The organism is Salinicola sp. CPA57, assembly GCF_003206035.1.
GTDB classification, from domain to species: Bacteria; Pseudomonadota; Gammaproteobacteria; order Pseudomonadales; family Halomonadaceae; genus Salinicola; species Salinicola socius.
Map to the genome: position 1 here is coordinate 150,751 of NZ_PZJR01000005.1, position 21,984 is coordinate 172,734.

At 55.8% G+C, this 21,984-nt stretch carries 22 protein-coding genes; 7 read left to right on the top strand and 15 right to left on the bottom strand.

The genetic code is table 11. The features are described from left to right. The first annotated feature begins 87 nt into the window (after positions 1-87). The gene (locus tag DOM36_RS07195) at positions 88-1,344 is read left to right on the top strand and encodes an integrase arm-type DNA-binding domain-containing protein (RefSeq protein ID WP_348626388.1); all 1,257 of its coding nucleotides are present in this window, start codon (positions 88-90) and stop codon (positions 1,342-1,344) included. Positions 1,345-1,458: 114 nt separating this feature from the next. Here the strand turns inward: DOM36_RS07195 and DOM36_RS20445 are convergent, their stop codons facing one another. The 5 genes from DOM36_RS20445 to DOM36_RS07220 form a co-directional block, all read right to left on the bottom strand. Further along, a complete protein-coding gene (locus DOM36_RS20445; protein WP_232823761.1) occupies positions 1,459-2,412 on the bottom strand; it encodes a hypothetical protein in 954 nt (317 codons plus the stop codon). Between the two features lie 55 nt (positions 2,413-2,467). Continuing rightward, positions 2,468-3,199, bottom strand: coding sequence for an ERF family protein (locus tag DOM36_RS07205; RefSeq protein ID WP_110642208.1), 732 nt, complete (start codon positions 3,197-3,199; stop codon positions 2,468-2,470). Between the two features lie 12 nt (positions 3,200-3,211). Then, complete coding sequence (locus DOM36_RS07210) at positions 3,212-3,400, bottom strand: hypothetical protein (RefSeq protein ID WP_110642210.1); 189 nt, start codon at positions 3,398-3,400, stop codon at positions 3,212-3,214. Positions 3,401-3,526: 126 nt separating this feature from the next. Next, on the bottom strand, positions 3,527-3,721 hold the full coding sequence (locus DOM36_RS07215; RefSeq protein ID WP_110642212.1) for a hypothetical protein: 195 nt from the start codon (positions 3,719-3,721) through the stop codon (positions 3,527-3,529). Between the two features lie 45 nt (positions 3,722-3,766). Further along, positions 3,767-4,243 (bottom strand): hypothetical protein, encoded by a 477-nt coding sequence (locus DOM36_RS07220; RefSeq protein ID WP_110642214.1) that lies wholly within the window; start codon positions 4,241-4,243, stop codon positions 3,767-3,769. 145 nt (positions 4,244-4,388) lie between these two features. Here DOM36_RS07220 and DOM36_RS07225 point away from each other — a divergent pair, with 145 nt between their 5' ends. Next, the gene (locus DOM36_RS07225; RefSeq protein ID WP_110642216.1) at positions 4,389-4,754 is read left to right on the top strand and encodes a helix-turn-helix transcriptional regulator; all 366 of its coding nucleotides are present in this window, start codon (positions 4,389-4,391) and stop codon (positions 4,752-4,754) included. Between the two features lie 453 nt (positions 4,755-5,207). Here the strand turns inward: DOM36_RS07225 and DOM36_RS07230 are convergent, their stop codons facing one another. Further along, complete coding sequence (locus tag DOM36_RS07230) at positions 5,208-6,176, bottom strand: DUF932 domain-containing protein (protein WP_110642218.1); 969 nt, start codon at positions 6,174-6,176, stop codon at positions 5,208-5,210. 856 nt (positions 6,177-7,032) lie between these two features. On the opposite strand from DOM36_RS07230, the gene DOM36_RS07240 reads away from it, so the two are divergent. Continuing rightward, positions 7,033-7,719 (top strand): inovirus-type Gp2 protein, encoded by a 687-nt coding sequence (locus DOM36_RS07240; RefSeq protein ID WP_110642222.1) that lies wholly within the window; start codon positions 7,033-7,035, stop codon positions 7,717-7,719. Between the two features lie 750 nt (positions 7,720-8,469). On the opposite strand, the gene DOM36_RS07250 is transcribed toward DOM36_RS07240, so the two are convergent. The 4 genes from DOM36_RS07250 to DOM36_RS07265 all read right to left on the bottom strand — a co-directional run bounded on the left by DOM36_RS07250 (position 8,470) and on the right by DOM36_RS07265 (position 11,549). Beyond that, complete coding sequence (locus tag DOM36_RS07250; protein ID WP_110642226.1) at positions 8,470-9,174, bottom strand: hypothetical protein; 705 nt, start codon at positions 9,172-9,174, stop codon at positions 8,470-8,472. 89 nt (positions 9,175-9,263) lie between these two features. Further along, positions 9,264-9,902: an Eco29kI family restriction endonuclease gene (locus tag DOM36_RS07255; protein WP_110642228.1), complete on the bottom strand. Its 639-nt coding sequence runs from the start codon at positions 9,900-9,902 to the stop codon at positions 9,264-9,266. Continuing rightward, a complete protein-coding gene (locus DOM36_RS07260) occupies positions 9,899-11,116 on the bottom strand; it encodes a DNA cytosine methyltransferase (RefSeq protein WP_232823762.1) in 1,218 nt (405 codons plus the stop codon). Before DOM36_RS07260 ends, DOM36_RS07255 begins: the two co-directional genes overlap by 4 nt. After that, entirely contained in the window at positions 11,100-11,549 is a 450-nt protein-coding gene (locus tag DOM36_RS07265; protein WP_110642230.1) for a very short patch repair endonuclease, read from the bottom strand. Before DOM36_RS07265 ends, DOM36_RS07260 begins: the two co-directional genes overlap by 17 nt. An 88-nt stretch (positions 11,550-11,637) precedes the next feature. On the opposite strand from DOM36_RS07265, the gene DOM36_RS07270 reads away from it, so the two are divergent. Further along, complete coding sequence (locus DOM36_RS07270; protein WP_110642232.1) at positions 11,638-12,384, top strand: GIY-YIG nuclease family protein; 747 nt, start codon at positions 11,638-11,640, stop codon at positions 12,382-12,384. Here DOM36_RS07270 and DOM36_RS20025 read toward each other — a convergent pair. Then, positions 12,278-12,757: a hypothetical protein gene (locus tag DOM36_RS20025; protein ID WP_157958586.1), complete on the bottom strand. Its 480-nt coding sequence runs from the start codon at positions 12,755-12,757 to the stop codon at positions 12,278-12,280. The two genes, DOM36_RS07270 and DOM36_RS20025, sit on opposite strands and share 107 nt — an antisense overlap. 164 nt (positions 12,758-12,921) lie before the next feature. On the opposite strand from DOM36_RS20025, the gene umuD reads away from it, so the two are divergent. The 3 genes from umuD (at position 12,922) to DOM36_RS20030 (ending at position 15,014) form a co-directional block, all read left to right on the top strand. Next, positions 12,922-13,365, top strand: a complete 444-nt coding sequence (gene umuD, locus DOM36_RS07275) for a translesion error-prone DNA polymerase V autoproteolytic subunit (protein WP_110642234.1) — start codon at positions 12,922-12,924, stop codon at positions 13,363-13,365. Then, complete coding sequence (locus DOM36_RS07280) at positions 13,362-14,642, top strand: Y-family DNA polymerase (RefSeq protein WP_110642236.1); 1,281 nt, start codon at positions 13,362-13,364, stop codon at positions 14,640-14,642. The genes umuD and DOM36_RS07280 overlap by 4 nt, the downstream gene beginning before the upstream one ends. Positions 14,643-14,708: 66 nt before the next feature. Further along, positions 14,709-15,014 carry a hypothetical protein gene (locus DOM36_RS20030; protein WP_157958587.1) on the top strand — a complete coding sequence of 102 codons (306 nt, stop codon included), beginning with the start codon at positions 14,709-14,711 and terminating at the stop codon, positions 15,012-15,014. Positions 15,015-15,033: 19 nt separating this feature from the next. Here the strand turns inward: DOM36_RS20030 and DOM36_RS07285 are convergent, their stop codons facing one another. From DOM36_RS07285 to DOM36_RS07300, 4 genes are all read right to left on the bottom strand, one after another. Further along, on the bottom strand, positions 15,034-15,696 hold the full coding sequence (locus DOM36_RS07285) for an SOS response-associated peptidase (RefSeq protein WP_110642238.1): 663 nt from the start codon (positions 15,694-15,696) through the stop codon (positions 15,034-15,036). A gap of 282 nt (positions 15,697-15,978) precedes the next feature. Beyond that, positions 15,979-18,228: a DEAD/DEAH box helicase gene (locus tag DOM36_RS07290; RefSeq protein ID WP_110642240.1), complete on the bottom strand. Its 2,250-nt coding sequence runs from the start codon at positions 18,226-18,228 to the stop codon at positions 15,979-15,981. 13 nt (positions 18,229-18,241) lie between these two features. Next, positions 18,242-19,606 carry an ATP-binding protein gene (locus tag DOM36_RS07295; protein ID WP_110642242.1) on the bottom strand — a complete coding sequence of 455 codons (1,365 nt, stop codon included), beginning with the start codon at positions 19,604-19,606 and terminating at the stop codon, positions 18,242-18,244. Next, positions 19,603-21,957 carry a TerB N-terminal domain-containing protein gene (locus DOM36_RS07300; RefSeq protein ID WP_157958588.1) on the bottom strand — a complete coding sequence of 785 codons (2,355 nt, stop codon included), beginning with the start codon at positions 21,955-21,957 and terminating at the stop codon, positions 19,603-19,605. Before DOM36_RS07300 ends, DOM36_RS07295 begins: the two co-directional genes overlap by 4 nt. Positions 21,958-21,984: the final 27 nt, after the last annotated feature.

A 21,984-nucleotide genomic window follows, 5' to 3' on the forward strand; every position in this document is an offset into this window, starting at 1 on the left:
TGTACTACCCACCCTCCTAGCATGCTGACACTCGCCAAGCTCGCAGGACGTGGATCCAGTTGGCCCCGGACTGTATTCGGAGAGGTGATGGGTAGAGCTCAAATACTTCACCGGGAAGGGATAACGATCGTGGGAAGCCTCAACGCCAAGAAAGTGCAGTCACTCGTCAAAGACGGGTCTTCAGGGAGACATAGTGACGGTGGGGGGTTGTATCTGATGGTTCCGAAGAAGGGAGCGCCTTACTGGATGCTGCGCTACTCCCTGCTCGGTAAGCGTCGAGAAATGTCTTTAGGCAAGCAGGCGCACCTCTCCTTGGCAGAAGCTCGGTCCAAGGCACTGGAGCATCAGAGATCTCTTCATGCAGGTGTCGATCCCATCGAATCACGTAAGCAGGAGCAACAGGTCTCGATCAGAACCGTGAACGACCTGTTCGCTGACTGGTATCCCGATTTGGAGAAACGTCTCAAGCATCCCCACATCCCAAAGCGCGTGTACCGTAAGGAGGTGGAGCCCAGCATCGGAGAGCGGGAGATCGACGCGGTCACTCCGATGGATGTTCGAGACATCATCAGGAAAGTCTCAGCCAGTGGACGGCCCACCACTGCCAACGACACGCTGATGTATCTGAAGCAGCTCTTCAATCATGCCGTTAAGCTGGGGCTGATCACTTACAACCCGGCCTCAGCGTTCAACGTCAATGATGCTGGAGGCGTAGAGAAGAGCCGTGACCGTGCGCTGACGCTGGATGAGATAAGCAAAGTCTTTGCGATATTTCGCGAAAATCGCTCGAGCTTCACTCGGGAGAACTATCTCGCCTGCGCTCTACTGATCGTGTTGGGAACAAGGAAAACCGAGCTGACCGAAGCCAAGTGGGACGAATTCGATTTGGTACGCTGCCGATGGGAGTTGCCCGGGGAACGCAGTAAATCGGGCGTCGGCATGATCGTACCTTTGCCGCCTCAAGCCGTCGACTGGCTTCAGGAGCTTCAAGTTCGCGCCTGCGGCTCTGAGTTCGTGTTTCCGAACCGGCGCAGCAGCAAGCTTCCTCACATGGGTAAAGACACGTTGAATCACGCTATTGCCAAGCTTTTCGGTCGAGAACCGGGCAAGCAGCAGCCGAAGAACCGAATGGGCGACATACCCGTATTCACGGTCCATGACCTACGCCGCACGTGCCGAAGCCTGCTTGCGTCGGTGGGCACTCCCGCGCATGTTGCAGAGCGATGCCTCAATCACAAAATGAAAGGTGTCGAGGGAATCTACGACCGCTACGACTATTTCGAAGAGCGTAGAGTTGCGACTTCTCGAGTTGCGTCACTAATCAAATCAGCCATTGATAGTTAGTCTCGTTTTTTATTAAGAGTTGAGACTCATCAAATTGTCTCGCCGCCGCACCATAGGAGCTTCACAGAGCCGTATAGCCACGAGCAGTTCAACGGCGGCGAAGCCAAAACGCCTTCACATGAGACCAAACTCTTCCTGATAGGCTTTTTTAATTGCCCTCTCTAGAGTTTTATAGAGCTTTTCATCATTTTCGCTGGCCAACCGGTTCAGCATTTTCTTGACATCCGCCGCAATATAAGTATTTAGCGGCGACCTACCTTTTTGTTTTTCACGATATACCTTTTGGTCCCATGCTTTCTTAAATTTCAAAATGAAATATTCTTTAGCGTCTGAATCAACATCCCAGAAAGTCAAAAAAGCAACAATGGACCGATATTTTTGCTTATTACCCAGCGGATCTATTTCGTATGGAAGCACAGGAATACGTTGCTTTGATGATGCCTTTTTTAAATGCTCCCATGCCCAATCGCACTGATTTGTATACCGGTTATCTAGCCACGATAGTTTAAGCTTTTTCGCCAACAGGCCTGAACAAACCTCTTTCAAACTTCCCATCAATTTTCTTTTATAAAAAATGTCTACATTCCAAATGTCGAAAAAAGCCAAAATCTCATTAAGCCTATCATCAAACTTGACAAAGCTAGAACCAGGAAATGCCACCTCCACTCTGCTAAAAGCGAGCGTAGCATGCTCATCGAAGCCGCCCAATTTCAAACCGCACTCATCATTAATCTCCTTATCACTAAGATCATTTAGAACAATCCACACAAGGTCAGAAACCAAATCCGAATTTTCGATCCAGTTAAATTCTTCATGTTCCAAAAGAGACCTATCTCGATCTTTTTGAAGCCATTTAATCATTGAAGCTGCTTGGTCTACGGGAAATCTATCGAGGTAGCTTTTGATACGCTCGCCAATCAGCTGATGCATATAGCTGATGGCTCCGGCACCGAATCCATCAGGGCCCTTACCCTTGACCAAGAGTGTCTTGAGCTCGGACATGGTGACGATGCCGAGACGCGCGGCATGCCACTCCGGCGTGCCCTGCTCTACTGTCAGTATCTGCATGATCTTTTCCTCCTCGAAATACAGGCTATTCGGCGAGGCAGTGCCCGCCGACTGATCAGTGATGTGAACTGGACTGCGTGCGCTTCTGTAGGGAGGCACGCAGCTTGTCGAAGTCGTTCCGCGGGACTCGGCCCGCGTCGCCATATTTGCCGGCGAACCACTCCTGCGTGGCGGCCGGGCAGTCAGCGATGAGCTTCTTGATCTGAGCGGCCTGGAAGGTGGTGACGAGTTTCACCGTCGCTGCGGAGAGGCCGTTGTCGTCCTGGCCCCGAGTGGTAATGTTGAGCAAGGCGCAGAGCACGTAGCGCTTGCCGTAGCTGGTCGAAGAACCGAAGGCCTGCACGGCATTCTTGCTGCCGCTCACGTCCGCCGGCAACAGCATGCTGGTCTCTTCACGATGCCCCTCGCGATGCATCAGCACCCCCGTCACCTGAATCCCCCGCTCCTGCGTCTGGATCCGGAAGCTCACCGCGAAACCGTGGCGCTGAAGGATGGGCCGCACCGTGTCGACGATATCCTCGAGCGTGGCGTATTGGCCGTTGTTGGTTCTACCCCGCTCTTCAATACTGGGTAGCTCGGTCTGCATGGCCGCCATGGCGGCGCTATAAGACATCAGCGCCTGGCGATCGAGCACCCGCTCCTGCATCTGCAGGAGCCGCTCCATCTTGTCGATATCGACATCCGGGTTGAGCGACGCGCGCTCGATGACCTGGATAATGGCGGAATGGGCCTCGCTCTTGCTCACGGCGACGGGTTTGGCAGCCGTCGTGGATGACTGTCTCGGCATGATGAGACTCCTCTATTGGTAGGCTTTGATCACGTCGTCGATCTGCTCCGGCGGAACCGGGGTGAGCTCGACGGTGATGCGGTAGATGCGGCCCCGGCCCAACACGTGGGTTTGGGTCTTGCACTGATCGGTCTCGAGCATTTGTCGCGTCAGGCGCGTCAGCGATTGGCAGAGATCGAGTGTCAGCGATGATTGGTTCATCGGTCCTTCCTCCGGGCATAAAAAAACCCGGCCAGAAGGAGCCGGGTCATGATGAGAGGCGCACGCAGCAAGCAGTCGTTAAATTCGATACCTAGTGGTCGCCAGCAGCAGTCAGGTGGTTCGAGGTTACTCCACGCCTGCCTTGACGCGTTTGTTGGCCTGAACGAACGCCGTGATGGCGAAGCCGATACCGTAGAACGTGGCGAACATGCCCCACCCGGCGGCGGCCTCAAGATCGCTCTCCAGGCAAGCCAGCACGATCAGGAGACATAGCGGGAAGAACACCATCCCGATGATGGACATGACTTTGACGGTTTTCATACGAGTTCCTTATTGCGCTTTTTTAGTGTGAAGGCGCCCAGTTCGTTACCAGGCGCTACGGCAGTTGTTTTCGGGGCTATCGAGCGGCGGTAGCGCACGCTCCATTCCCGCCGTGGGCAGTTTCGAGCGGACGCCGTCTGCGCTGATGTACAGATTGTTGGCTTGACGCAGCGCCTCCCAAAACGCCGGGAAGTTGGAACCGCAGGCGCGGCAATCGGTGAAGAAGGGGTTGGACCAGCGCTCACCATCGACGATGACGTCGAAACCTGGATCGCCCGAAAGCGTATCGGAGCCGTAGTGCTGACCATTGATCGTGGCTTCAGCGCTCACGTAGCCCTCCGTCGAGGGCTCTCCTTCATAAAGCTTCGGACATGAGACGAGCAGTGCATTGTTGTTGCCATCGTCGACCCAGTATTCGCTGGCCCCCATGCCGAAACCACTATTCCACTCGTAGTTATCGGCAAATGCGGGGCTGCCCAGGGCGCCACAAAGTAGCGGCACCCAAAGCCATGGGTTTTTCATGGTTGATGGTTCCCTGAATGAGATTTTTCGTTTGAAAGCCTGATCCCTGACAACGTTACACATCCTTACGAGTTGGATGACAACCCAACAGGGTGTTCATGTCAAGGCGATGATACCCAACCATTCAGGTTGAATGGAGGGCTTCATGACGGACGAGGATTCAATAGCACTGGCCAAGCGAATTGGCCGTGCCATTGCCCGAGAGCGCTTGCGCTGCGATCTCAAGCAGAGCGATGTCGCCGAACGGATGAGATTGGGCAACGAGGCCGTCTCCCGCATCGAACGTGGCATCGTGCTTCCGGGACTGGATCGGCTATTCCAGTTCGCCGAGGTCTTTGACTGCGAGGTCAGCGACCTGCTGAGCGAAACTAGCCCGCTCGCCCAGGATCGTGCCAAGCATCTGGCCAACCTGCTGGAGCCGCTCAGCGCGGAAGACCGCGAGTTGGTGACCGGTCTCATAGAGCAGTTAAGCACGCGCCTTCAGTACCCGAAGAATCGCGAGGCCAAGTGAGGGTCAGTTCGTTCGATTCTGTCGCGAGCCGCAACGCAGGCAGAGGTATTGCTGCCCCATGAAGTGATGTCGGATCACGTCATATCGAAACGACGCCACGCTTTCTTTCGACGCAGATACTTCGTTCACGCCGGCCAGACACACCCCCAACTCGGGAAGTCCGGCATCGCTCCTAGCCGAGCATGTTTCCTTGGACTGGTTTCTGGCCGCCCGCCGAATGCCCCGAGCCAGACCAGCGAAGATGCCAAGCACCACCACCACGCCACCTGCCTCCTCTCGCGATATCAATACCCGTGAACCACAAAGCAAGCAGTGCCTTGTCACTGTCGTCATGAACGGGTCTCCAAGAATGGTGGTTGTCCCCAAGGTGAAAGCTGGCACCGGCGACGCCCTTCAGGGCGAATACGCCATCGCTCTTGCTTCGTGATGGCGTATTCGCACGTTGACAGAAACTCATGTCACCAGCTCTAACGCGGCACTCAATGCCTTCTGCTTCAGCTGTGCGCCATGGCCGAACCACGCCGAGTCTATGCGATAGTCGTTGCTCCGCGCGCGCTTCTCGTGATCGACGTACTCGGTAACGGCGTTGACCAACCCCCAGGCGGTATCCCGAGCCGTGCATAGCTCGGAACCCCGGCCCTTGCCGTTGTACAGCGCCGTCACTCGCTCCAGTGCCCGCCGATTGGAAAGCGTTGCGGTATCACTGATCGGCGTCGAGATGTCACACAGCACCGATTGGAACCAGCCTTCCGCTTCGCGCTGGGTGACCCGTCGCTCGGCCAGCGTCTTAAGCCGCACCATGAAGTCGTCCCAACGCGAGACCGAAATCCCCAGCTGCCGTTTAACCTGGCGGGCATTAAAGCGAGTGCTGTGCGGCACCTTCACGCTTTGGCTGGCGCCATCTACCGCGATGCTCAGCGTGTTGTTGCAGACCACGCGGACGGTAGTGGGCGTGGCCACGGTGGCCAGTGACCCGTCGCAGGAAGTCGCCAGCAGTAGGTAATCGCCGATCGCGTCCACGCCTTTGAGTGAGGTCGTCAGCCCGCTACGCGCGAGCGCCCAGAACTTCCGCCCACCCTTCAGCACACCGGCCGTCTCAAGTTCGTAGCCGGCGTGTTCGGTCAGGTCACGATAGAACTCCAGAATCTCCTCCGGCTGGACCACCCGATAACGTTGCGACACCACGGACAGTGGCGCGCGGGTATCGGATCGGTAGAGCACTTTCTGCTCGGGGAAAGCGTGGATGGTGCCGAGTCGCTCTTCTTCGCCGTCGACGTAGCGAACCGGTGCTTCCTGGATGCGCCAGTCGAGTCCGGCCTCGCGGCGCCACACTTCCAACGGTTGAGCGGGTGAAAGGCGATTGCCCAACCCGTGCCAGGGCGTGTCGCCCACATAGGCCATGGTTTCGAGTTCGTGTGCCATGGGATGACTCCTGTTTTGAGAAGGTATAAGCGACATAGGGCCCGCCANNTGGCGGGCCCTATGTGAGAAAGCGTTGAGTGAGTTACAGCGATAAATTCGGGGGGACAACCTCGTTGCGGAAGGTATGCCCACAATCGAGGCACTCGCGGTTATCGAGTACCCGCTCGTCGAGCTCGCTGCCAATGCGCGCACCGGTCATACCACCCGCTGCACCTCCGGCCAGCGCGCCGAACACGGCACCCGCTACGCTGCCAACAGTGATTCCTACGGGGCCGGCCCAAGCCGACAGCAGCGCACCAGTTTGGGCTCCACTCCAAGCCCCTGCCGCTCCGCCAGCGGACCCCGCGGCGATACCCGCGCTACTACAGACTTTTCGCCCCTGATGGCGAAGCAAAACTTCGGCCGAGCCGCAACTCGGGCAAATGACTGCCATGCGTACCTCCTGACATTGAACTTCATCTGATAAGGAAGCGATGGCTTCCCGACTTCATGGAGATAGTACAGAGCTAAAAAAAGTTTAAATCGTAACCTGACCTATGCATTTTCACGAAAAGTCGAGCTGCGAGGACCCGAAGGCCTGAATACGTATTTTTTTAGGTAAAAGACAAATGAAATGAGAGAAAACAGCGCACAACTTTAGAAGCCCGAGGAATAATAAGTTTTTATGAAACCCAGATTTTCCAGAGCCATGTAAAACACCCCAAAAAATGGGACGCTTCGCAATCATCGCTTTGCTCATAAAGGTAACTAAATTACGGATACAGTAATATATAGCTAATCACCTTACGATAGAACAACACTATTCAGAAAACACATTCTCAATAAGGCACGGGATAGACAAAAGGATTTAATCACGATGTTTCACACAAAGTTCAAGCGACATCAAGAGCAAAAAAACCTGAGATTCACTCATGAAGCTTACTACCGAAATTTCGATCTAAGCGGCAGCGGTAAAACCCCTCTTATCCTGAATTATCTGGAACGAGCCTATCTGACGCAATGGCGCGCTATCAACGACTACGACCGTGTGCTGGCGCTACGTTTCGATCTAAGATTTCCCTACTGGATGCCTGAGAGCGAATTAGGTAACGACAACCAGAAAATCAGCTTATTTCTTCGCCATCTTAACCAAGAAATCAATGCGGCCAATACCAAATATAGTACGGTCTTGAGATACGTCTGGTGTAGAGAGCAAGGGAGTAGTGATAAACCCCATTACCACTTCATGATTTACCTGAATTACAACGCGTTCAGCAGAATGGGCAGTGTCCAGCCTACACGGGGAGGCGGATACGAGAGCAACAACATGTACCACCGTATTTCCAGAGCATGGGCCAAAGCACTCAATTACATGTCTTGCGATGTTTTGGGATTGGTAGAGCCCGGTAGGTCGGAATTCGGTGGCGACTTCTTCGAGGCCTGCCTGCATCGTGATGATTGGATGTCCCAAAATGATGCGTTTGTTCGAGTCAGCTATCTATGCAAAGCACACACGAAGCCTTTCGGCCAAGGCATTCACTTTTTCGGCACCAGCCGTGTCTGATCACGCAGTCTCAAATTCCCTGGAATATTAGCCTGCCACGAGATAGTTCCATCATGATCGACGAGGTCGAGCATTCCGGCGCGCCGGATCGGCTTCCATCCGTACCAGTAGCGCCGACTTTGGCGGCCAGTTCCCCGTCAAGCAGACGCAGAGCTGGCATCGCGCCACGGGCTCAATCCCAGCATCTCGCGCGAGCTCGGCATCGCGCATATCGACCAGACCGACGAGAGCGAAGAGAGCGAAGAGAGCGATATCAACTTCCTGACCCGCCTGGCGGAGCGTTATGACGCCATCGCAACGGTGAAAGCGGGGAATCTGCTATTCATCCGCGCTGGCCAGTCGACGACAGCAAGCGGCCTCGAGATCCCGCCGATCATCATCCGCCGGCAAGATGTAGACCACCACCGCTACAACGTGACCGATCGCGATAGCTATTCGGGCGTGGTCGCCGCGTAGCACGACACCGACGGCGCCACGCGCCGCGATGTCATCGCCGGATCCGATGACAACCCCAAGCGCCTGCGGCCCATCCATGCGAGCGAGGAAGACGCCCTCGCAGCTGCCAAGGCCGAATGGCAACGCCTGCAACGTGGTAACGCTGAATTCGGCCTAACGCTCGCCGAGGGACGCCCGGGCATCTACCCGGAGACGCCGGCGCGATGCGTGGGCTGGAAACGCGAGGTCGAGGAAACCGAGTGGCTACTCACCGAAGTACGCCACGATGTCGGCGATGGAGGGTACTCCAGCGAGCTACGGTTCGAGATGAGGCCGTGAGCCTGATTTTGCGGGTTCAGGCAACTGAGTCTCCAGCGCGAGGCCAATGATCTCGACCTGGTAGCTGTACCTCACCGTCAGCCGTCTCATGACCAAAGTGGCCAGGGAAAGACCCAATACAAACGACAGCCCCCAAACGGCCAACCAGTCAACGAAGTTCGCCGCAGTGATTTCATGGCTGAAGGTTCTTGAGAAGATATTGAAGCCCCCTACTCTATCCACGAGATTCAGAGAGAGAAACAGAAGCGAGAACGCGGCGGTTTGGGATCCGAACAGAAAGCTCATGCGTCGCTCCATTCTCGATACCCGTGTCTGCAGCCAGAGCTTCGTGTAGGAGAGAACCTCGGAGGGGAATTGCCCAATGGACTCCACGATGTCTAAATCGTGTTCGAACGCGTTTTCCAAGTCCCTGTAAACAATGTGATTCCATCGCCGACAGTACCAAATGAACAATACCAAGGGCGACAATAGGGACAGCGTCGTGATCGCCATGCTTGCGAGCCCAACCCACAAGGCGAAACCAACCGTGCCAGCATCGAGCTCTCCCAACCATTCCTGATAGGCGGCCAGCCCCGCCAGGATCGAGAACAGAAATAGACCCAGCCCGAGAGTGAAATTAGAGAAGGTGGAGACACACTGCTCGAACGGTTGGCGATGTTTGTACGGACGGTAGATCTCCATCCGATCGAGCTCGGACAGAAGCTGCTTGCAAGTTTCCAGGGACATTGAGTTAAGTAATTGTGGATAAGATGTGGACGCGCAGGAATAAATCACGCGCTAATCATGGAGTTGTCATCGGGCGGCGGATTATTCCGCAGGTGATCCTGGGCTTCTCGAATAATCTGGTCTTGATTCTCCATTCGAGGCTGGCACTTATCCGCCCACGGCCTACCAGGGTGCAGAACATCCCATTTTGGACGCAGGCCAGCGTGGCGGCCCTTGCCCGGATCATGGTTGCCAAAGCCATCGATCAGGTGGTTCCAGACCGGAGAAAACTTGGCGATCAACAACGACTCCCCCAATGGAATCCAGATGTCGTCGACCACCAGAAACCGATAGAAGAAATCATCCATGTCGAGATTGTCGACCTTGGCGATGCTTTTCTTATGATCGTTCAAGCGCCGGTAGAGCGTCTCGGTCGAGTCCGGTGAAAGTTTGCCCTTTCGAGCCCCCTCCGGCACGGCCTTTCCCACGTAGATCGGAGCGCTGAAGGTGTCGCCCCGATTGCGCGAGGCGATCTCGTCGTAAGCGGGAAAATCCCCCGTGTAGTAGATCGCGTAGACGCCGGCGCCGCTGAACTTCGACAGCTCCCCCAGGGGACGCACCGGCTGACGAAGCATGGCCTGCCCGACACTCTCGCCCAGATGCTTTTTATCGAGGGGATTGAACGGAACGATGTTATCGGTCATGCCAGCTTCCTATAACGCTGGTTCGCCAGTTGCCGCAGTTGAGTGAGCGCGAGTTGCTCCGCGACGGAGCAAGCCACCGCCCGCCCCAGGGCAACGGGAACCGCATTGCCTAGCTGGCGCATCGTTTCTCCCCACGCGCCATGAAACACATAGCTATCGGGGAAGGTCTGCAGCCGGGCCGACTCACGCACGGTGAAATAGCGCACGCTGCCATCGTCTCGCACCATCATGTTCTCGCCACCCGGCACGCCATGATCTCCGGCTTTCAACGTCTTCGATGGCAGATCGAGCGGGCTGCCCGTGTGGCCAGGATAGACACGGGCCCCATCCTGGAACTTGTGATTCCAAAAACTCTTGGCTCCGCGCTTGCGCGGATCGGGCACGTCCTGAAGTGCATCGCGAACGGTCCGCCATGGCTTGCGATCTAGCGGGATAAGGCTATCCGACAACTTGCGAATACGGGACTCGGAACGCGCCGGGCGTGCCGGCCGTTTTTTCAGCGAGATTCCGTGCCGGTTCCAGTACTCGCCCGTGACCCATTGGGAGTGAAGAAGCGCATCCTGCGAGTGCGTCGGAGTGGGGAACGACCACTCCGCGCCCAGGTCGGCGCGAAAACCAACGATGAAGACACGCTCGCGCTTCTGGGGCACGCCATAATCGGCGGCGTTCACCAGCGTGGGCACCACGTTGTAGGTCAGCCCGTTGAAATGTTGCGCCCCGGAGGTCTTCTCTTCCTGAAGTCGCTTCAGGTGATCGGCCCACGTCTCGCCCTCGCGGCGTGCCACCTCGGGGAACTCGAGCTGAAGCAAGATGTACTGGTAGTAGTTCGCGAAGCTTGAGCGTGTCAGCCCCTTCACGTTTTCGATGATGAATGCCTTCGGTTTCAACCGGCGCACGACGTCGACCGTGGCCGGGAACATATCGCGGGAATCCCCGAAAGCCTTGTGCCGTCCGCCCATGGAAAAGGGCTGGCAAGGCGGCCCACCGGCAAGAAGGTCGATATCCTCCGGCACTCCCGACCAATCGAACTCCCGCACGTCGCCCGACCAAAGAGGCCAACCCTGGACGAGGGGAAAGCCATTGTTACTGTTCTCGCGAATGGTATCGCAAGCCCAACGGTCCCACTCGACCACGGCCAAGGACTCGAAGCCCGCCAGGGATACCCCCATTGCCAGGCCTCCGGCGCCCGCGAAGAGCTCAACCGATTTCATCATGATCTACTTCCGCTTCGTTGAGGAAATCACGCACGCGCCGCGCCGTGTCTTCCGGGGTGGATAGCTGGCATTCCCAAACGATCAACACTCGCCAACCCATCTCCTGGAGGCGAAGCTGGTTGCGCCGATCGCGCTGCCGGTTCGCCTCTAATTTCTCGCTCCAGAAGGATACCCGGCTCTTGGGTAGTCGGGCCAGCTTGCAGCCCTCGTGACGATGCCAGAAACAACCATGCATGAACACCACGGCCCGTCGCGAGGGGAAGACCAAATCCGGCTTGCCGGGCAAGTGCTTGGCATGCAACCGATACCGAAACCCCATGGCGTGCACCATTCGCCGTAGCTGCATCTCCGGCTTGGTGTCCTTGCCCCGCACACGGGACATGCGCTCGCTCCGTTGGCTACGAGTCAATGTATCCGCCAAACGATCCTCCATATAGCCATGCGTCCCACCGCCATCTCCGCGCTTCGATTAGCATCACGCTATGTCACACTAGCCCAATTCACGGTTGTGGAGCATTGAGATGGACTGCGTAAGAGAGCTAGAGTTTGATTTGCCAAAACACCTCCTTGAAGAACTAGTCACTAACTTCGACGAAATGCCGAGTGGCCCCCTGACTCTAAAAAATGCCTCCACGGCCCAAGAAGCGCAGGGCGTCTATCAGATTTTTCACAAAGGCAATCTGGTATACATTGGTAAAACCTCTTCGAGCAAAGGGTTAAAGTCACGTTTGCAAAGGCATGCTAAAAAAATTACGGATCGAGAAAATCTAGCCATTAAGGATGTTCAATTCAAAGCTATTCGAGTTTATGTTTTTACTGCCGTAGATTTGGAGAGACTGCTTATATCCCATTATAAAAAGCCTAGTGAAACGACATGGCAAAATAAGGGATTTGGGTCCAATGATCCCGGCAAAGAGCGGGATACAACAGCGTTGAAGGATGACCATTTTGACATGCAATTCCCCATCGACCTGAATAAGCGGATAGACTTCTCCGGCGTAAAAATCACAAGCGCCGAAGATCTTCTAAAGCACTTGGCCAGCAACACCTCGTATCTAATTAGATACGAAAAAGAAAAAGGCAAAAAAACTCCTCACCCGGATTTAAAGCAAGCAAAAACAAAGTTGAACGCTAGCATCTACAGCATCAAAGACTGCCTAATTATTCTAAAACAATCGTTAAGCACAACATGGCAAATAACAACTTTCCCAGGGCATGTGATAGTTTATAAAAACAATAAAAACTACCCCCATGGCATTCCAATTTAATTTTCTGAAGCTGGTTGCTGGTCTTAGCCACATACCTTCGCGCCTGACCGACCACCACGCCCAGCAGCATCTCCTCTCGCACGAATAACGACTCACGGCCGTGTAGCGGTATCAGCCGCACGCGGCCGCCGATGCGCCAGGCTCGCGCCAGCAGATGCTCCCCCTCCACTCTCGCGATCGTCAGATCCTCGTTGCCGATCATCCGGTCCTCGTCCGCGATCAGCACATCACCCTCGATCAGCGGGCCGTCGAAGCCGGCGCCCGCTTTCAGCTCAACCGCGAAACAGCTCGGCGGGAAGCTCCCCAGGTCATAGCCCATCAACGCCGGATGCCCCAGCCCCATCATCAGCGGTCCCAGATATTGCACCTGCATGACGTCCCCACGTATGCAAAATTTTCATTATCGGCCCGAGCCGCGCCGTGGCCGGCCTCGTTCCGTTTTCGTCCACCGGGCTACCAAAGAATCATTTGCCCGGCGCTCGCTTTTCAATAAATACTGTATACCCATACAGCATTTCAAAGGAAGGCGAATGCGCTATGTCCAACGTCAAACTGCTCGGCACCCTGCGGCCGGATTCACCCCGCCTTGAGATTCCCTGCCCCGACGTGCTCGCCCGCTGCGGCATCGCCGGGTTCGCCAGCCCGGCGGAGGACTACGCCGGCCGGTCGTTCGATCTCAATGAGCGCTACATCAAGCACAAGGCCGCGACGTTCCTGTTCCAGGCCGTGGGCGACTCAATGGAGGAATACCGCATCCAGGAAGGCGACTACCTGATCGTCGATCGCTCGGTGACCGCCCGCGCCGGTCACATCGTGCTGGCGTTGGTGGAAGGCGAATTCATGGTCAAAAAATGGATCGAGCGAGGCCAATGGCAACTGCTCTGCTCCGGCGGCAACCGCTACCCGCCAATCCCCCTGAACGGCGTCGAGTCGCAGATCTGGGGCGTCGTGCGCTCCAACCACATCGAGTTCCCGGTATGATCGCCATCGTCGACTGCAACTCGTTCTACGTCAGCTGTGAACGGCTGTTCCAGCCCCACCTGAACGGCAAGCCCGTCGGCGTCATGAGCAACAACGACGGCTGTGTTATCGCGCTCAGCAACGAGCTGAAGGCGCTCGGCGTCAAGATGGGCACACCGGCCCACTACCTGAAGGAACAGGTCGCCCGCGGTGAGATCACCCTGTTCTCGAGCAACTACGAGCTCTACGGCGATATTAGTAGCCGCGTACAAGCGGTGCTCGAGGAATTCAGCGCCGGCATCGACCCGTATTCGATCGACGAGTGCTGGGTCGACTTCTCAGGCTTCGCCCCCGGCCAGCTCGAAGACCACGCCCGCGAACTCCGGCGCCAGGTGAAGCAATACACCGGCATTCCCGTGTCGATCGGCGTCGCCCCCACCCGCACGCTGGCGAAAGTCGCCAACCGCGCCTCGAAGAAGATCGCAGGCTTCGGCGGTGTCTGCGTGCTCTACCCCGATAGCCCCCAGACCCAAGGCCTGCTGCAGCGCTGCGAACTGGGCGACATCTGGGGCGTCGGCCGCCGTCTCGCCGAAAAGCTCGGCAACCTGGGCATCATCACCGCCTGGGATCTGCGCAACCAGAACGCCAAAGATATCCGTCGGCGTTTCTCCGTCACCCTCGAACGCACCGTGCTCGAGCTGCAGGAAGTCGACGCCATCGAGATGATGGGGATGGACTTCGCCCGCGAGCGGATCATGACCAGCCGCAGCTTTGGCCGACTCACCAACGACAAGGGCGAGATACGCGAGGCGATCCGGCAGCACGCCCAGCGCAGCGCCGAAAAGCTGCGCAAACAAGGCTCGCTCTGCCGCGCCGTGCTCGTTTTCCTGCGCACCAACCCCCACCGGCAGGATCTCGCCCAGCACAACCCCAGCATGATCATCGAACTGGATAACCCCACCGACGATGGCCGCACCATCGTCGGCGCCGCCATTCAAGTACTCGAATGCCTGCACGCGCCGAACAAGCGCTACATGAAAGGCGGCGTGATGCTGATGGAAATCTGCGATCGCGCGACGGAGCAGCTATCACTGCTCAACGCGCCACAAAGCGATTTCGATCGGGAACGCAGCGAAAAGCTGATGGGCGTGATGGACGAGCTGAACCAGAAGATGGGGCGCGGCACCGTCAGGATCGGCACACCCAGCGCTGGCGCCGCCTGGCATCTGCGTTGTGCGAATCGGTCCCCGAGGTATACGACGAGGTGGGAGGAGATACCAAGGCTAAAGGAGCTATAACACGTCTAAAGGTATGCGTCACTCTGGCCGATAACTCTCAATACAAACCAAACTGAGATATCTGTCATGAGTGAAAAATTTTTCCAAATTGGCGAAACAAGAATAAAAGTGTCAAATATAAAAAATTACGGAATTTCTGAAGAAGTCCCTGACGAAGCGAAAACTTTTATTGGAAGAATTGCATCTAACTTCGAAGTGGAAAAAAACCCAACGACTTTGTGGGGGCATTTCAAAAAAGGTGCGATGGAAGGATTAGCGCCCCCTACAAAAAGACATCTCTATATCACCACCTACCAAAATGATAACTTCAGGTTCGACAGTAAAGAGCATGATATAGAGCAGAAAATAAAAGAACTGGACGCCCTAGCATGAGTAATCGGTGAAAAATTTATTATACGCCATCAGCGATATGAATCAGTGAATGTTCACCCTCGCCCGGCTTGTTCATGCGGGTCGAGACGGCCCAATGCGTGAACGCCTCGGCCGGCACGTGGCGCACGAACCGGCGGATGGTCTCGCGGTCGGTGAGATCCGGATCGAGCCAGGGCTCGAGGCTCCCGTCGGTGAGTATCAACGGCATGCGGTCATGAACATCTGCCGCGGAGCCGCGGGCAGGTTCGGTGATAATCGCGACGCCCGGCTTGCCATCGGCGCGCTCGGTCCAGATAGCGGCGAAGAAGAACGGCTCCCGATCCTCCCGGCACAAAAAATGCGGCTGCTTGGGGCTTGGCCCGGGTAGCCACTCGAACCAGCCGTCCGCCGGGATCAGGCACCGGTACCGCTGGAACGCCGCCTGATAGAACTTCGAGGTGGCTACCGTCTCGACGCGGGCGTTGATCGGCTGCGGCGCTGTCTCCCCCGCCCACTTCGGCTTGTAGCCCCACCACACGCTATCGAACGTCAGCTGCGGGTCGTCCGCCTGCCGACGAATCGAGGAGATCCAAGTCCCCGGCGCCACGTTGTAGCGAGGGGCCGGCGGGTCGTCGACGCGAAGCTCACCGATGCGGTGAGCGAAGCGCGGGTAGGTACTGTAGAAAGAGAAGCGGGAGCACATAACGTTTTGATGTCCAGGGGCCTGCCACGGGATTTTATCTCCAGCGTCTACTAAAGTCCGACCTAACTAGAGGATGAACCACGAAATGCGCGAGGTTTACCGAAAAGTAGATCATCGACATCCTAGCCGTAGTCGAACATCCCTGAAGAGCTCGGCGACTTCAAGGCCCCCGATCGCTAAGTGATTGGGGGTAATGATTTAGGCGAATGTGAACCAACCTCCCGATGGTGATCTGATGGGCTGCAATATTGATTGCAAGATTCGCGTTCTGAGTGTCCATACTTACCGAGCGTTAATAGTTACTAGCGCGTCAATCGTCTCCAGTGCACCCTCCATGTCCAGCATCCGCGCAGCAAACTCACTGCAAAGAAGCGAATCCGGCAAGAATCCATCGTATTTTTCAAACTGCTTGTTCTCCGCGAGCATAGCGAGCTCATCGGCTGGGATGGGGGCCGACTTCAATATTGTTGTCAGGACGCCGACAAGTTCGTCAGCAGGACACTCCTGCACTGATACCCCAACCCCTTCCCGTTCAGCTTTGAGACCTTGCTGACTAAGTAGCAGGGCAATCGTATTGAGGACCTGGTCGCTCTCCCAGGGCAGGATGAGCGTCTGTGGTCCCTCTTGGAGAATCGGCTGCCGATCGAGATCCATCTCACGGAAGAACGCGGACCCTTGAGCAAATAGCCTTTGGCCGCCTCGATTGAGAAAACCCGGCGCTTTACCGTCGCTATAAAGCTGACGCATTCGCTGGCGAATCTCACGTCTAACCATTCCGCCTGACCCTCCGAAGATGGGCGGAGCCCCACCAGCGGACGGTTTGAGAGCAATAACCTTGCGATCATCATCGATATCGACGATCACCCAACGACGACCGGCGAATACCAACATCCCCCCGGTCTCGATGGGGCTATCGATCGGCAACATCCCAATCATCTTGCTACCATGAAATAGAGTAAATTCTTCTGGAGCAGTGAACGCGGCGTAAAATTCGTAATGATTAACTATTCGCTCACCAATAGGGCCGTGCAATAGCAACCCGCTTTTAGCCTGAACTAGCAATTCCGCTTGCCCCATCGCTTTGAGCAAAGTCGTGAACTGTACTTGGCTGACGTGGCGGAAGGTGCCGGTTTTGATCAGTACGCGCCAAATGTCAGCAGCTGTAGCACCGCCATATTGAGCGACGAGACTAAGAATCTGCTGCACCAGCGTCGATAGGTGCAAATATCCTGTTTTCGGTGGTTCGCACCATCCTTCAACGAGCAACTGCACCATTGCCGCACTTTGGAACACACCAGAACGCAGTCGATCGAGATAAGCCGTCTGTGGGGTAAGCTCGGCTTCGATCTGGTAAATCCGCAGTACCGCAGGTTCCCCACGTCGACCAGAACGCCCCAGGCGCTGACGTAGGCTAGCCACTTCATGAGGAACATCGATCTGAGCAATGCTAGTCACGCTGCCAATGTCGACTCCCATCTCCAGCGTGGAGGTACACACAGCCGTCAGAGGTTTGTTACCTCCCTTCAGGCTCGACTCCACATGATGACGAAGATCCTTGGACAGTGAGCCATGGTGCACGAAGAACTCTTCCGGTAGCCGCAGATCCTCACACTTGCGCCGCAGAAGCTCAGCATATAACTCCACGTTTCTCTTGCTGTTGGCAAAAATGAGGTTTGACTGCCCGCGAAGGTTGTCAAACAGGTGGTCTCGTATCTCTAGCTGGTCGCCATGGGTGATATCCTCGATCGCTACCTCTCTTCCCCGGCTAGCTTGGGCATCGGCTTCTTTGCGATTCAGTTTAGGCGCTTGGCGTTCATAGCCTCGTAATTGAACCTGCAATTCCTGGTGGTCACTGCGCGAGACGATCGTGACGCACGACGCGCCATCACCCGGCCGTAACTCTTCTGCCGCTAGTGGCAAGTCACCAAGAGTGGCGCTCAGGCCTATACGAGGTATACGCCGTTGGAGAGTAATTTCGAGTCGAGCCAATTGCGATTGAAGTTGAATACCCCGCTCAGTACCGATGAAGGCATGCCATTCATCTATAATTACGCGACCCAGCCCTGCAAAAAGCCTCGGAATTTCTGTTCCCGTGCGAACGAACAACGCTTCAAGAGACTCGGGAGTAATCAGCAGGATGCCTCCCGGTGATTTACGGAAGCGTTTCTTGTAGGACGCGGAGATGTCTCCATGCCAAGGCGTCAGGCTCACGTCGGTGGCTTCGGTCATCAGTTCGAGCCGCTGAAACTGATCATTGATCAGCGCTTTTAGCGGCGCCACGTATAGCAGTAGTGGCGCAGGCGTAGCACCTGCATCGCTTGCTGTGAGCAACTCGGTAAGCGCCGGCATGAAAGCGGCTTCGGTCTTGCCAGAAGCTGTGGCGGCACTTAGAAGGATATCCCGCCCACCGTCCAGCATGGGAGCGACGGCCTGTTCTTGCACATCGCGTAACTCGGTCCAGCCTTGACGCCATATCCAGCGCTGAATTCGGCGATCGAGGCGATGAAAAGCACTTGAAGCATTATCGCTCATCCAAGCCTCGCTTTCAGAGCTTGAAAGATGTCAACGAGTCATCATCGTCCTGATCAGCCCTGCCCGGTCTCTCCCCTGATGCCAGAGTCCTCTCTCCAGTCTCAGCAATAGCGGGATCAGGCATATCGGGGATTTGATCGGCCGTCTCGGGAGCGATCTGTACGCGGTCAATCAAGCGATCCCACTGCAGAGTCGGGTTCTGCTCCAGTAGCGACAAAAATTGCGTGAATTCCTTCACTGAATTCCGTGGCGTCTTGAAGTAGGCATCCCCAACCTGGCGATGACAGTGATCCAGGAAAGCTTCTATGCCAGCATCGGGTAGGAGATCCTCGCCTAAATCTCCTCGAGCAAATACTCGGCGGACTTTTTGCAACAGTAGGTATAGATCTTCCTGGCTCAGATTTGTTAGGCGAATCACTGGTCCCGACAGGTCAACCAACCCCTCCCGCGCGAAACGGTTCTCGACCAACCGCGATTGAAGTGCCTCGTAGCTATAGAGCCCACGACGGGGGTCCATCAAAAACTCGGGCGTGCCACCAAAAAGCACACCCAGACCATCGGCACTACCCTGTAGGGCATCGTTGACGATGCCAAGGATTTGCTCGTAGTTGGCGTTCCTGGCTTGGCTGTTGGAAAGCTTGTAGAGATTGACCATTTCATCGAGCGTCACCAGCAGGCCATCGAACCCGGCCAATCGCACGAAGCGCGCCATTAGTTTGAGGCTCTGATAGACGTTCGAGTCATCAATGATGATTCTCACGCCCAAAAGCGCACGGGCTTCAGTTTTCGTGCTGTATTCACCGCGAAGCCATCGAACTGCCGCCTGTTGAAGCTCGGTATCGTCGTTGTCGTGCCCACGCCAATAGGCCTTGATGACAGCTGCGAAGTCGTATCCTCCGTGCATCTCCATCAAGCTGTTGAGCCCAGCCTGGATGGCGTTTTCAGGCGTCGTGCCGTTCGCTTCAGCCTGCTGTAGAGCCTGTGTAACAAACCGCTCAGTCACACTGGCCAGCGCACCGCCATCAGGTTTGGCGCGAGTCGCCATATTGCGCATCAACTCTGCGTAAAGCGCGCGAGCTTGTCCTCCCGTGGCGTGAATGCGCCGATCCGGCGTGAGATCAGCCGACACCGTCACCAGCTTTTTTTCTCTCGCAATTGAACCAACCAGATTGAGGAAGAACGTTTTGCCGGAACCGTACTCTCCGATAACGAACCTTACGGCAGACCCTCCGTCGGCCAATGCGTCGATATCGGAAATCAGCGCGGTAATTTCGTCTCTTCGACCAACCTGGATATGCTGCTGGCCGACACGCGGCACAACCCCCGCACGCAGGGAGTTCAGGATGGCGTTGCGTTCTCGGTCCCGTAATCGGCTCATCCTTTCATCTCCTCAAGTATCTCGCTGTCTACGACCAATACACCATCTTCTTCCTCAAGTACCGGCGCATCGGTCTTTTCATAAGCTACTTCATTAATCGTATCGATAGCGCCCGCCAACAAGACGCCCAGCTTTCCTGCGAGACGCTGTGCTTCTATAGTTGTCAGCCCTTGTTCACAATCTGCGATGGTATCTAGAAGAGATAAATGGGCATCATCAAGCCCCGAAATAATATTTTGTGGCTCAGAGACTATCTGCGTATCTGGCGCAACAGGCATGACTTCGGGTGTGCTAGGTCTGGACTGATATCTACCGGTCGACTCTGTCTTATCGCTGAAGATGTTGCTCAGTACTCCAGAAAGCTCTTCGCTTTCTGCCCGTTTTCGATCAATCGCGTCACGGTCGAGAGGCTGACGCATATCAGCATTTCTCGCAGATTCAGTACCCGAGGCTGCTGCAGGGGCCGGAATACTGAAACTCCGCGTGGCCTTATTCGCTCGGCGGACAGTCACTGGTTCAGCCATGGCGCTATGGATTCTGGCATAGAGCGCATCGGGGTCACGTCCGAGCAGTGTTGACGCACGACGTAGCTTCTTGATCTCATCCGTGTCTACTACACCATCGGCACTCGCCAAGCGGATGAGCAAATGCTCCAACTGTTCACGCTGAAGTTCGTTCATCTCATCAACATGACGGCGCATACCGCCCAGAGTCGATTTTCGCTCGATCTCCCATTGGAAATAAGCCAGGAGGTGTCGACGTTCGTGCTCGCTCACTGCGGGGAGCTGGTCCAGATAGTCATCGACGATAGCGTGATGACGCTCGGTGAGGCTGTTGCCCTGACCATGCAGTACAAAGCCAGCGAGCCGGAGGACCAAAGAGGCCTGCGAAAAATTGTCTGAAGGAGGCAAGTGGTCTCGATGATCGATCGCGAAGATGATGCAGCGACTATCCTGATAGGGTAATACACGGGTATACCGATAATCTGGCTCTAACCCGATACCAGCCGTTTCGAGTATGCCTGCCAGCGCTATCATTCCCTTAGCGGTAGGCTTGGTATTCATCTCGATGGAAAGGTCTTCAATCAAGTCCCCCAGCGCAATTCTCGGGTACTTCAGAGTAGCCAGCTCTTCCTTGAGAGTCGCTTCCAGAGTCATGACGGCTTCACTCTTACGATCGCCCGCGAGCATGGCCGGCAATTTGGTCAGCCCCTCCACAGAATCACGTCGATCAGGATATTTGCCGACAAATCGGCTGTAGGCATCCAATTGGCTACAACACTCATCCACTAGGGCTGCGATTGCCGTTGACGGCCGCTTCAAGATAGTGACGTCGGGCAACTGAGTCGTGATACTTTGCGCGGGGATGCCTGAGCTTGCGGGTCGATAAGATGGAGTTAAAAGCGTTTTGTTGGGTTTAATAGTGATACCCGAACCATACCGCTCTGCGTATAGCGCCGAAAACAATGCTTTGAACTCCTCGGGGCAACGCTCTGCTGGCGCTCTCAAACGGAACTGCGGGTCTTGTATCGCCCAGGCGTATGCCCAAGGAGCAGGAATCGGCTTTCCTTGGGAAGAAAAAATACCAAGATCGACGACCAGCCGACTGGGTAGGCCTGTACGCATACCAGTGAAAGAAGGTTCATCGCTAGGTTCGTCCAGCGTACCCCGAAGAACGGACACGTAGTCGATTAAGCGAGTCGCGTAACCGCTGAAGCTGCCATGACGGCCGTAACGTACGAGAAGCCGCTCGACCTCAACAACCAGTGCCTCGTATTCTTCATCGGAGACGCAACCCGCCGAAAAGTCCACCAGCAAGCGACGTTCAAGGCCATAGAAGTAAAGGAAAACGTACCCAAGCGCTACGTCTGGGTCGTCTTTGCCGGACGCTAAAAACGAGAGATATTCTGCTCTTGCTGCAGGACTAATACGTTGATAGCTGGGCCAATAACCAAGCGAATCACCTGGGCTGTCCGACCAACTTTTTACGACCTTGGCGCTTGGATCAATGAGGGCGGGTTCCAGGCTCCTCGTGTTGCTGGCGGCCAGTCCACGCCCAACGTACAGCCACCCTCCTTCGATTTGGACGCCAGCGATAGTTGTTGAGTGCCCAGCGGGAATCCAGCACTTATCTGGTGTCACATTGTAATCAATGTCTGGCTCAGCCCAGCTATAGCGGTCAAGGCCTCCGGCCCGGATGCCTGGCGACGCTTCGGCTTCTGATGTTTCGCGGAGATAAACTGAGAGCTGCTGATTGACTCTATTCTCTTGAATACGCTCACGTTTTCTCTGTCTCGCTTTCCACGCCCAAAGAAGCCCGATTCCTACCATGATCCAGAGCCAGATAGACACGTGACCCCCTAGCTAGAATTTTGACAA

Bases quoted from the DNA above. Each gene is read 5' to 3' on its own strand.
- DOM36_RS07195 (WP_348626388.1), top strand. From the start codon at position 88: ATGGGTAGAGCTCAAATACTTCACCGGGAAGGGATAACGATCGTGGGA.
- DOM36_RS20445 (WP_232823761.1), bottom strand. From the start codon at position 2,412: ATGCAGATACTGACAGTAGAGCAGGGCACGCCGGAGTGGCATGCCGCG.
- DOM36_RS07205 (WP_110642208.1), bottom strand. From the start codon at position 3,199: ATGCCGAGACAGTCATCCACGACGGCTGCCAAACCCGTCGCCGTGAGC.
- DOM36_RS07210 (WP_110642210.1), bottom strand. From the start codon at position 3,400: ATGAACCAATCATCGCTGACACTCGATCTCTGCCAATCGCTGACGCGC.
- DOM36_RS07215 (WP_110642212.1), bottom strand. From the start codon at position 3,721: ATGAAAACCGTCAAAGTCATGTCCATCATCGGGATGGTGTTCTTCCCG.
- DOM36_RS07220 (WP_110642214.1), bottom strand. From the start codon at position 4,243: ATGAAAAACCCATGGCTTTGGGTGCCGCTACTTTGTGGCGCCCTGGGC.
- DOM36_RS07225 (WP_110642216.1), top strand. From the start codon at position 4,389: ATGACGGACGAGGATTCAATAGCACTGGCCAAGCGAATTGGCCGTGCC.
- DOM36_RS07230 (WP_110642218.1), bottom strand. From the start codon at position 6,176: ATGGCACACGAACTCGAAACCATGGCCTATGTGGGCGACACGCCCTGG.
- DOM36_RS07240 (WP_110642222.1), top strand. From the start codon at position 7,033: ATGTTTCACACAAAGTTCAAGCGACATCAAGAGCAAAAAAACCTGAGA.
- DOM36_RS07250 (WP_110642226.1), bottom strand. From the start codon at position 9,174: ATGGAGATCTACCGTCCGTACAAACATCGCCAACCGTTCGAGCAGTGT.
- DOM36_RS07255 (WP_110642228.1), bottom strand. From the start codon at position 9,902: ATGACCGATAACATCGTTCCGTTCAATCCCCTCGATAAAAAGCATCTG.
- DOM36_RS07260 (WP_232823762.1), bottom strand. From the start codon at position 11,116: ATGATGAAATCGGTTGAGCTCTTCGCGGGCGCCGGAGGCCTGGCAATG.
- DOM36_RS07265 (WP_110642230.1), bottom strand. From the start codon at position 11,549: ATGGAGGATCGTTTGGCGGATACATTGACTCGTAGCCAACGGAGCGAG.
- DOM36_RS07270 (WP_110642232.1), top strand. From the start codon at position 11,638: ATGGACTGCGTAAGAGAGCTAGAGTTTGATTTGCCAAAACACCTCCTT.
- DOM36_RS20025 (WP_157958586.1), bottom strand. From the start codon at position 12,757: ATGCAGGTGCAATATCTGGGACCGCTGATGATGGGGCTGGGGCATCCG.
- umuD (WP_110642234.1), top strand. From the start codon at position 12,922: ATGTCCAACGTCAAACTGCTCGGCACCCTGCGGCCGGATTCACCCCGC.
- DOM36_RS07280 (WP_110642236.1), top strand. From the start codon at position 13,362: ATGATCGCCATCGTCGACTGCAACTCGTTCTACGTCAGCTGTGAACGG.
- DOM36_RS20030 (WP_157958587.1), top strand. From the start codon at position 14,709: ATGAGTGAAAAATTTTTCCAAATTGGCGAAACAAGAATAAAAGTGTCA.
- DOM36_RS07285 (WP_110642238.1), bottom strand. From the start codon at position 15,696: ATGTGCTCCCGCTTCTCTTTCTACAGTACCTACCCGCGCTTCGCTCAC.
- DOM36_RS07290 (WP_110642240.1), bottom strand. From the start codon at position 18,228: ATGAGCGATAATGCTTCAAGTGCTTTTCATCGCCTCGATCGCCGAATT.
- DOM36_RS07295 (WP_110642242.1), bottom strand. From the start codon at position 19,606: ATGAGCCGATTACGGGACCGAGAACGCAACGCCATCCTGAACTCCCTG.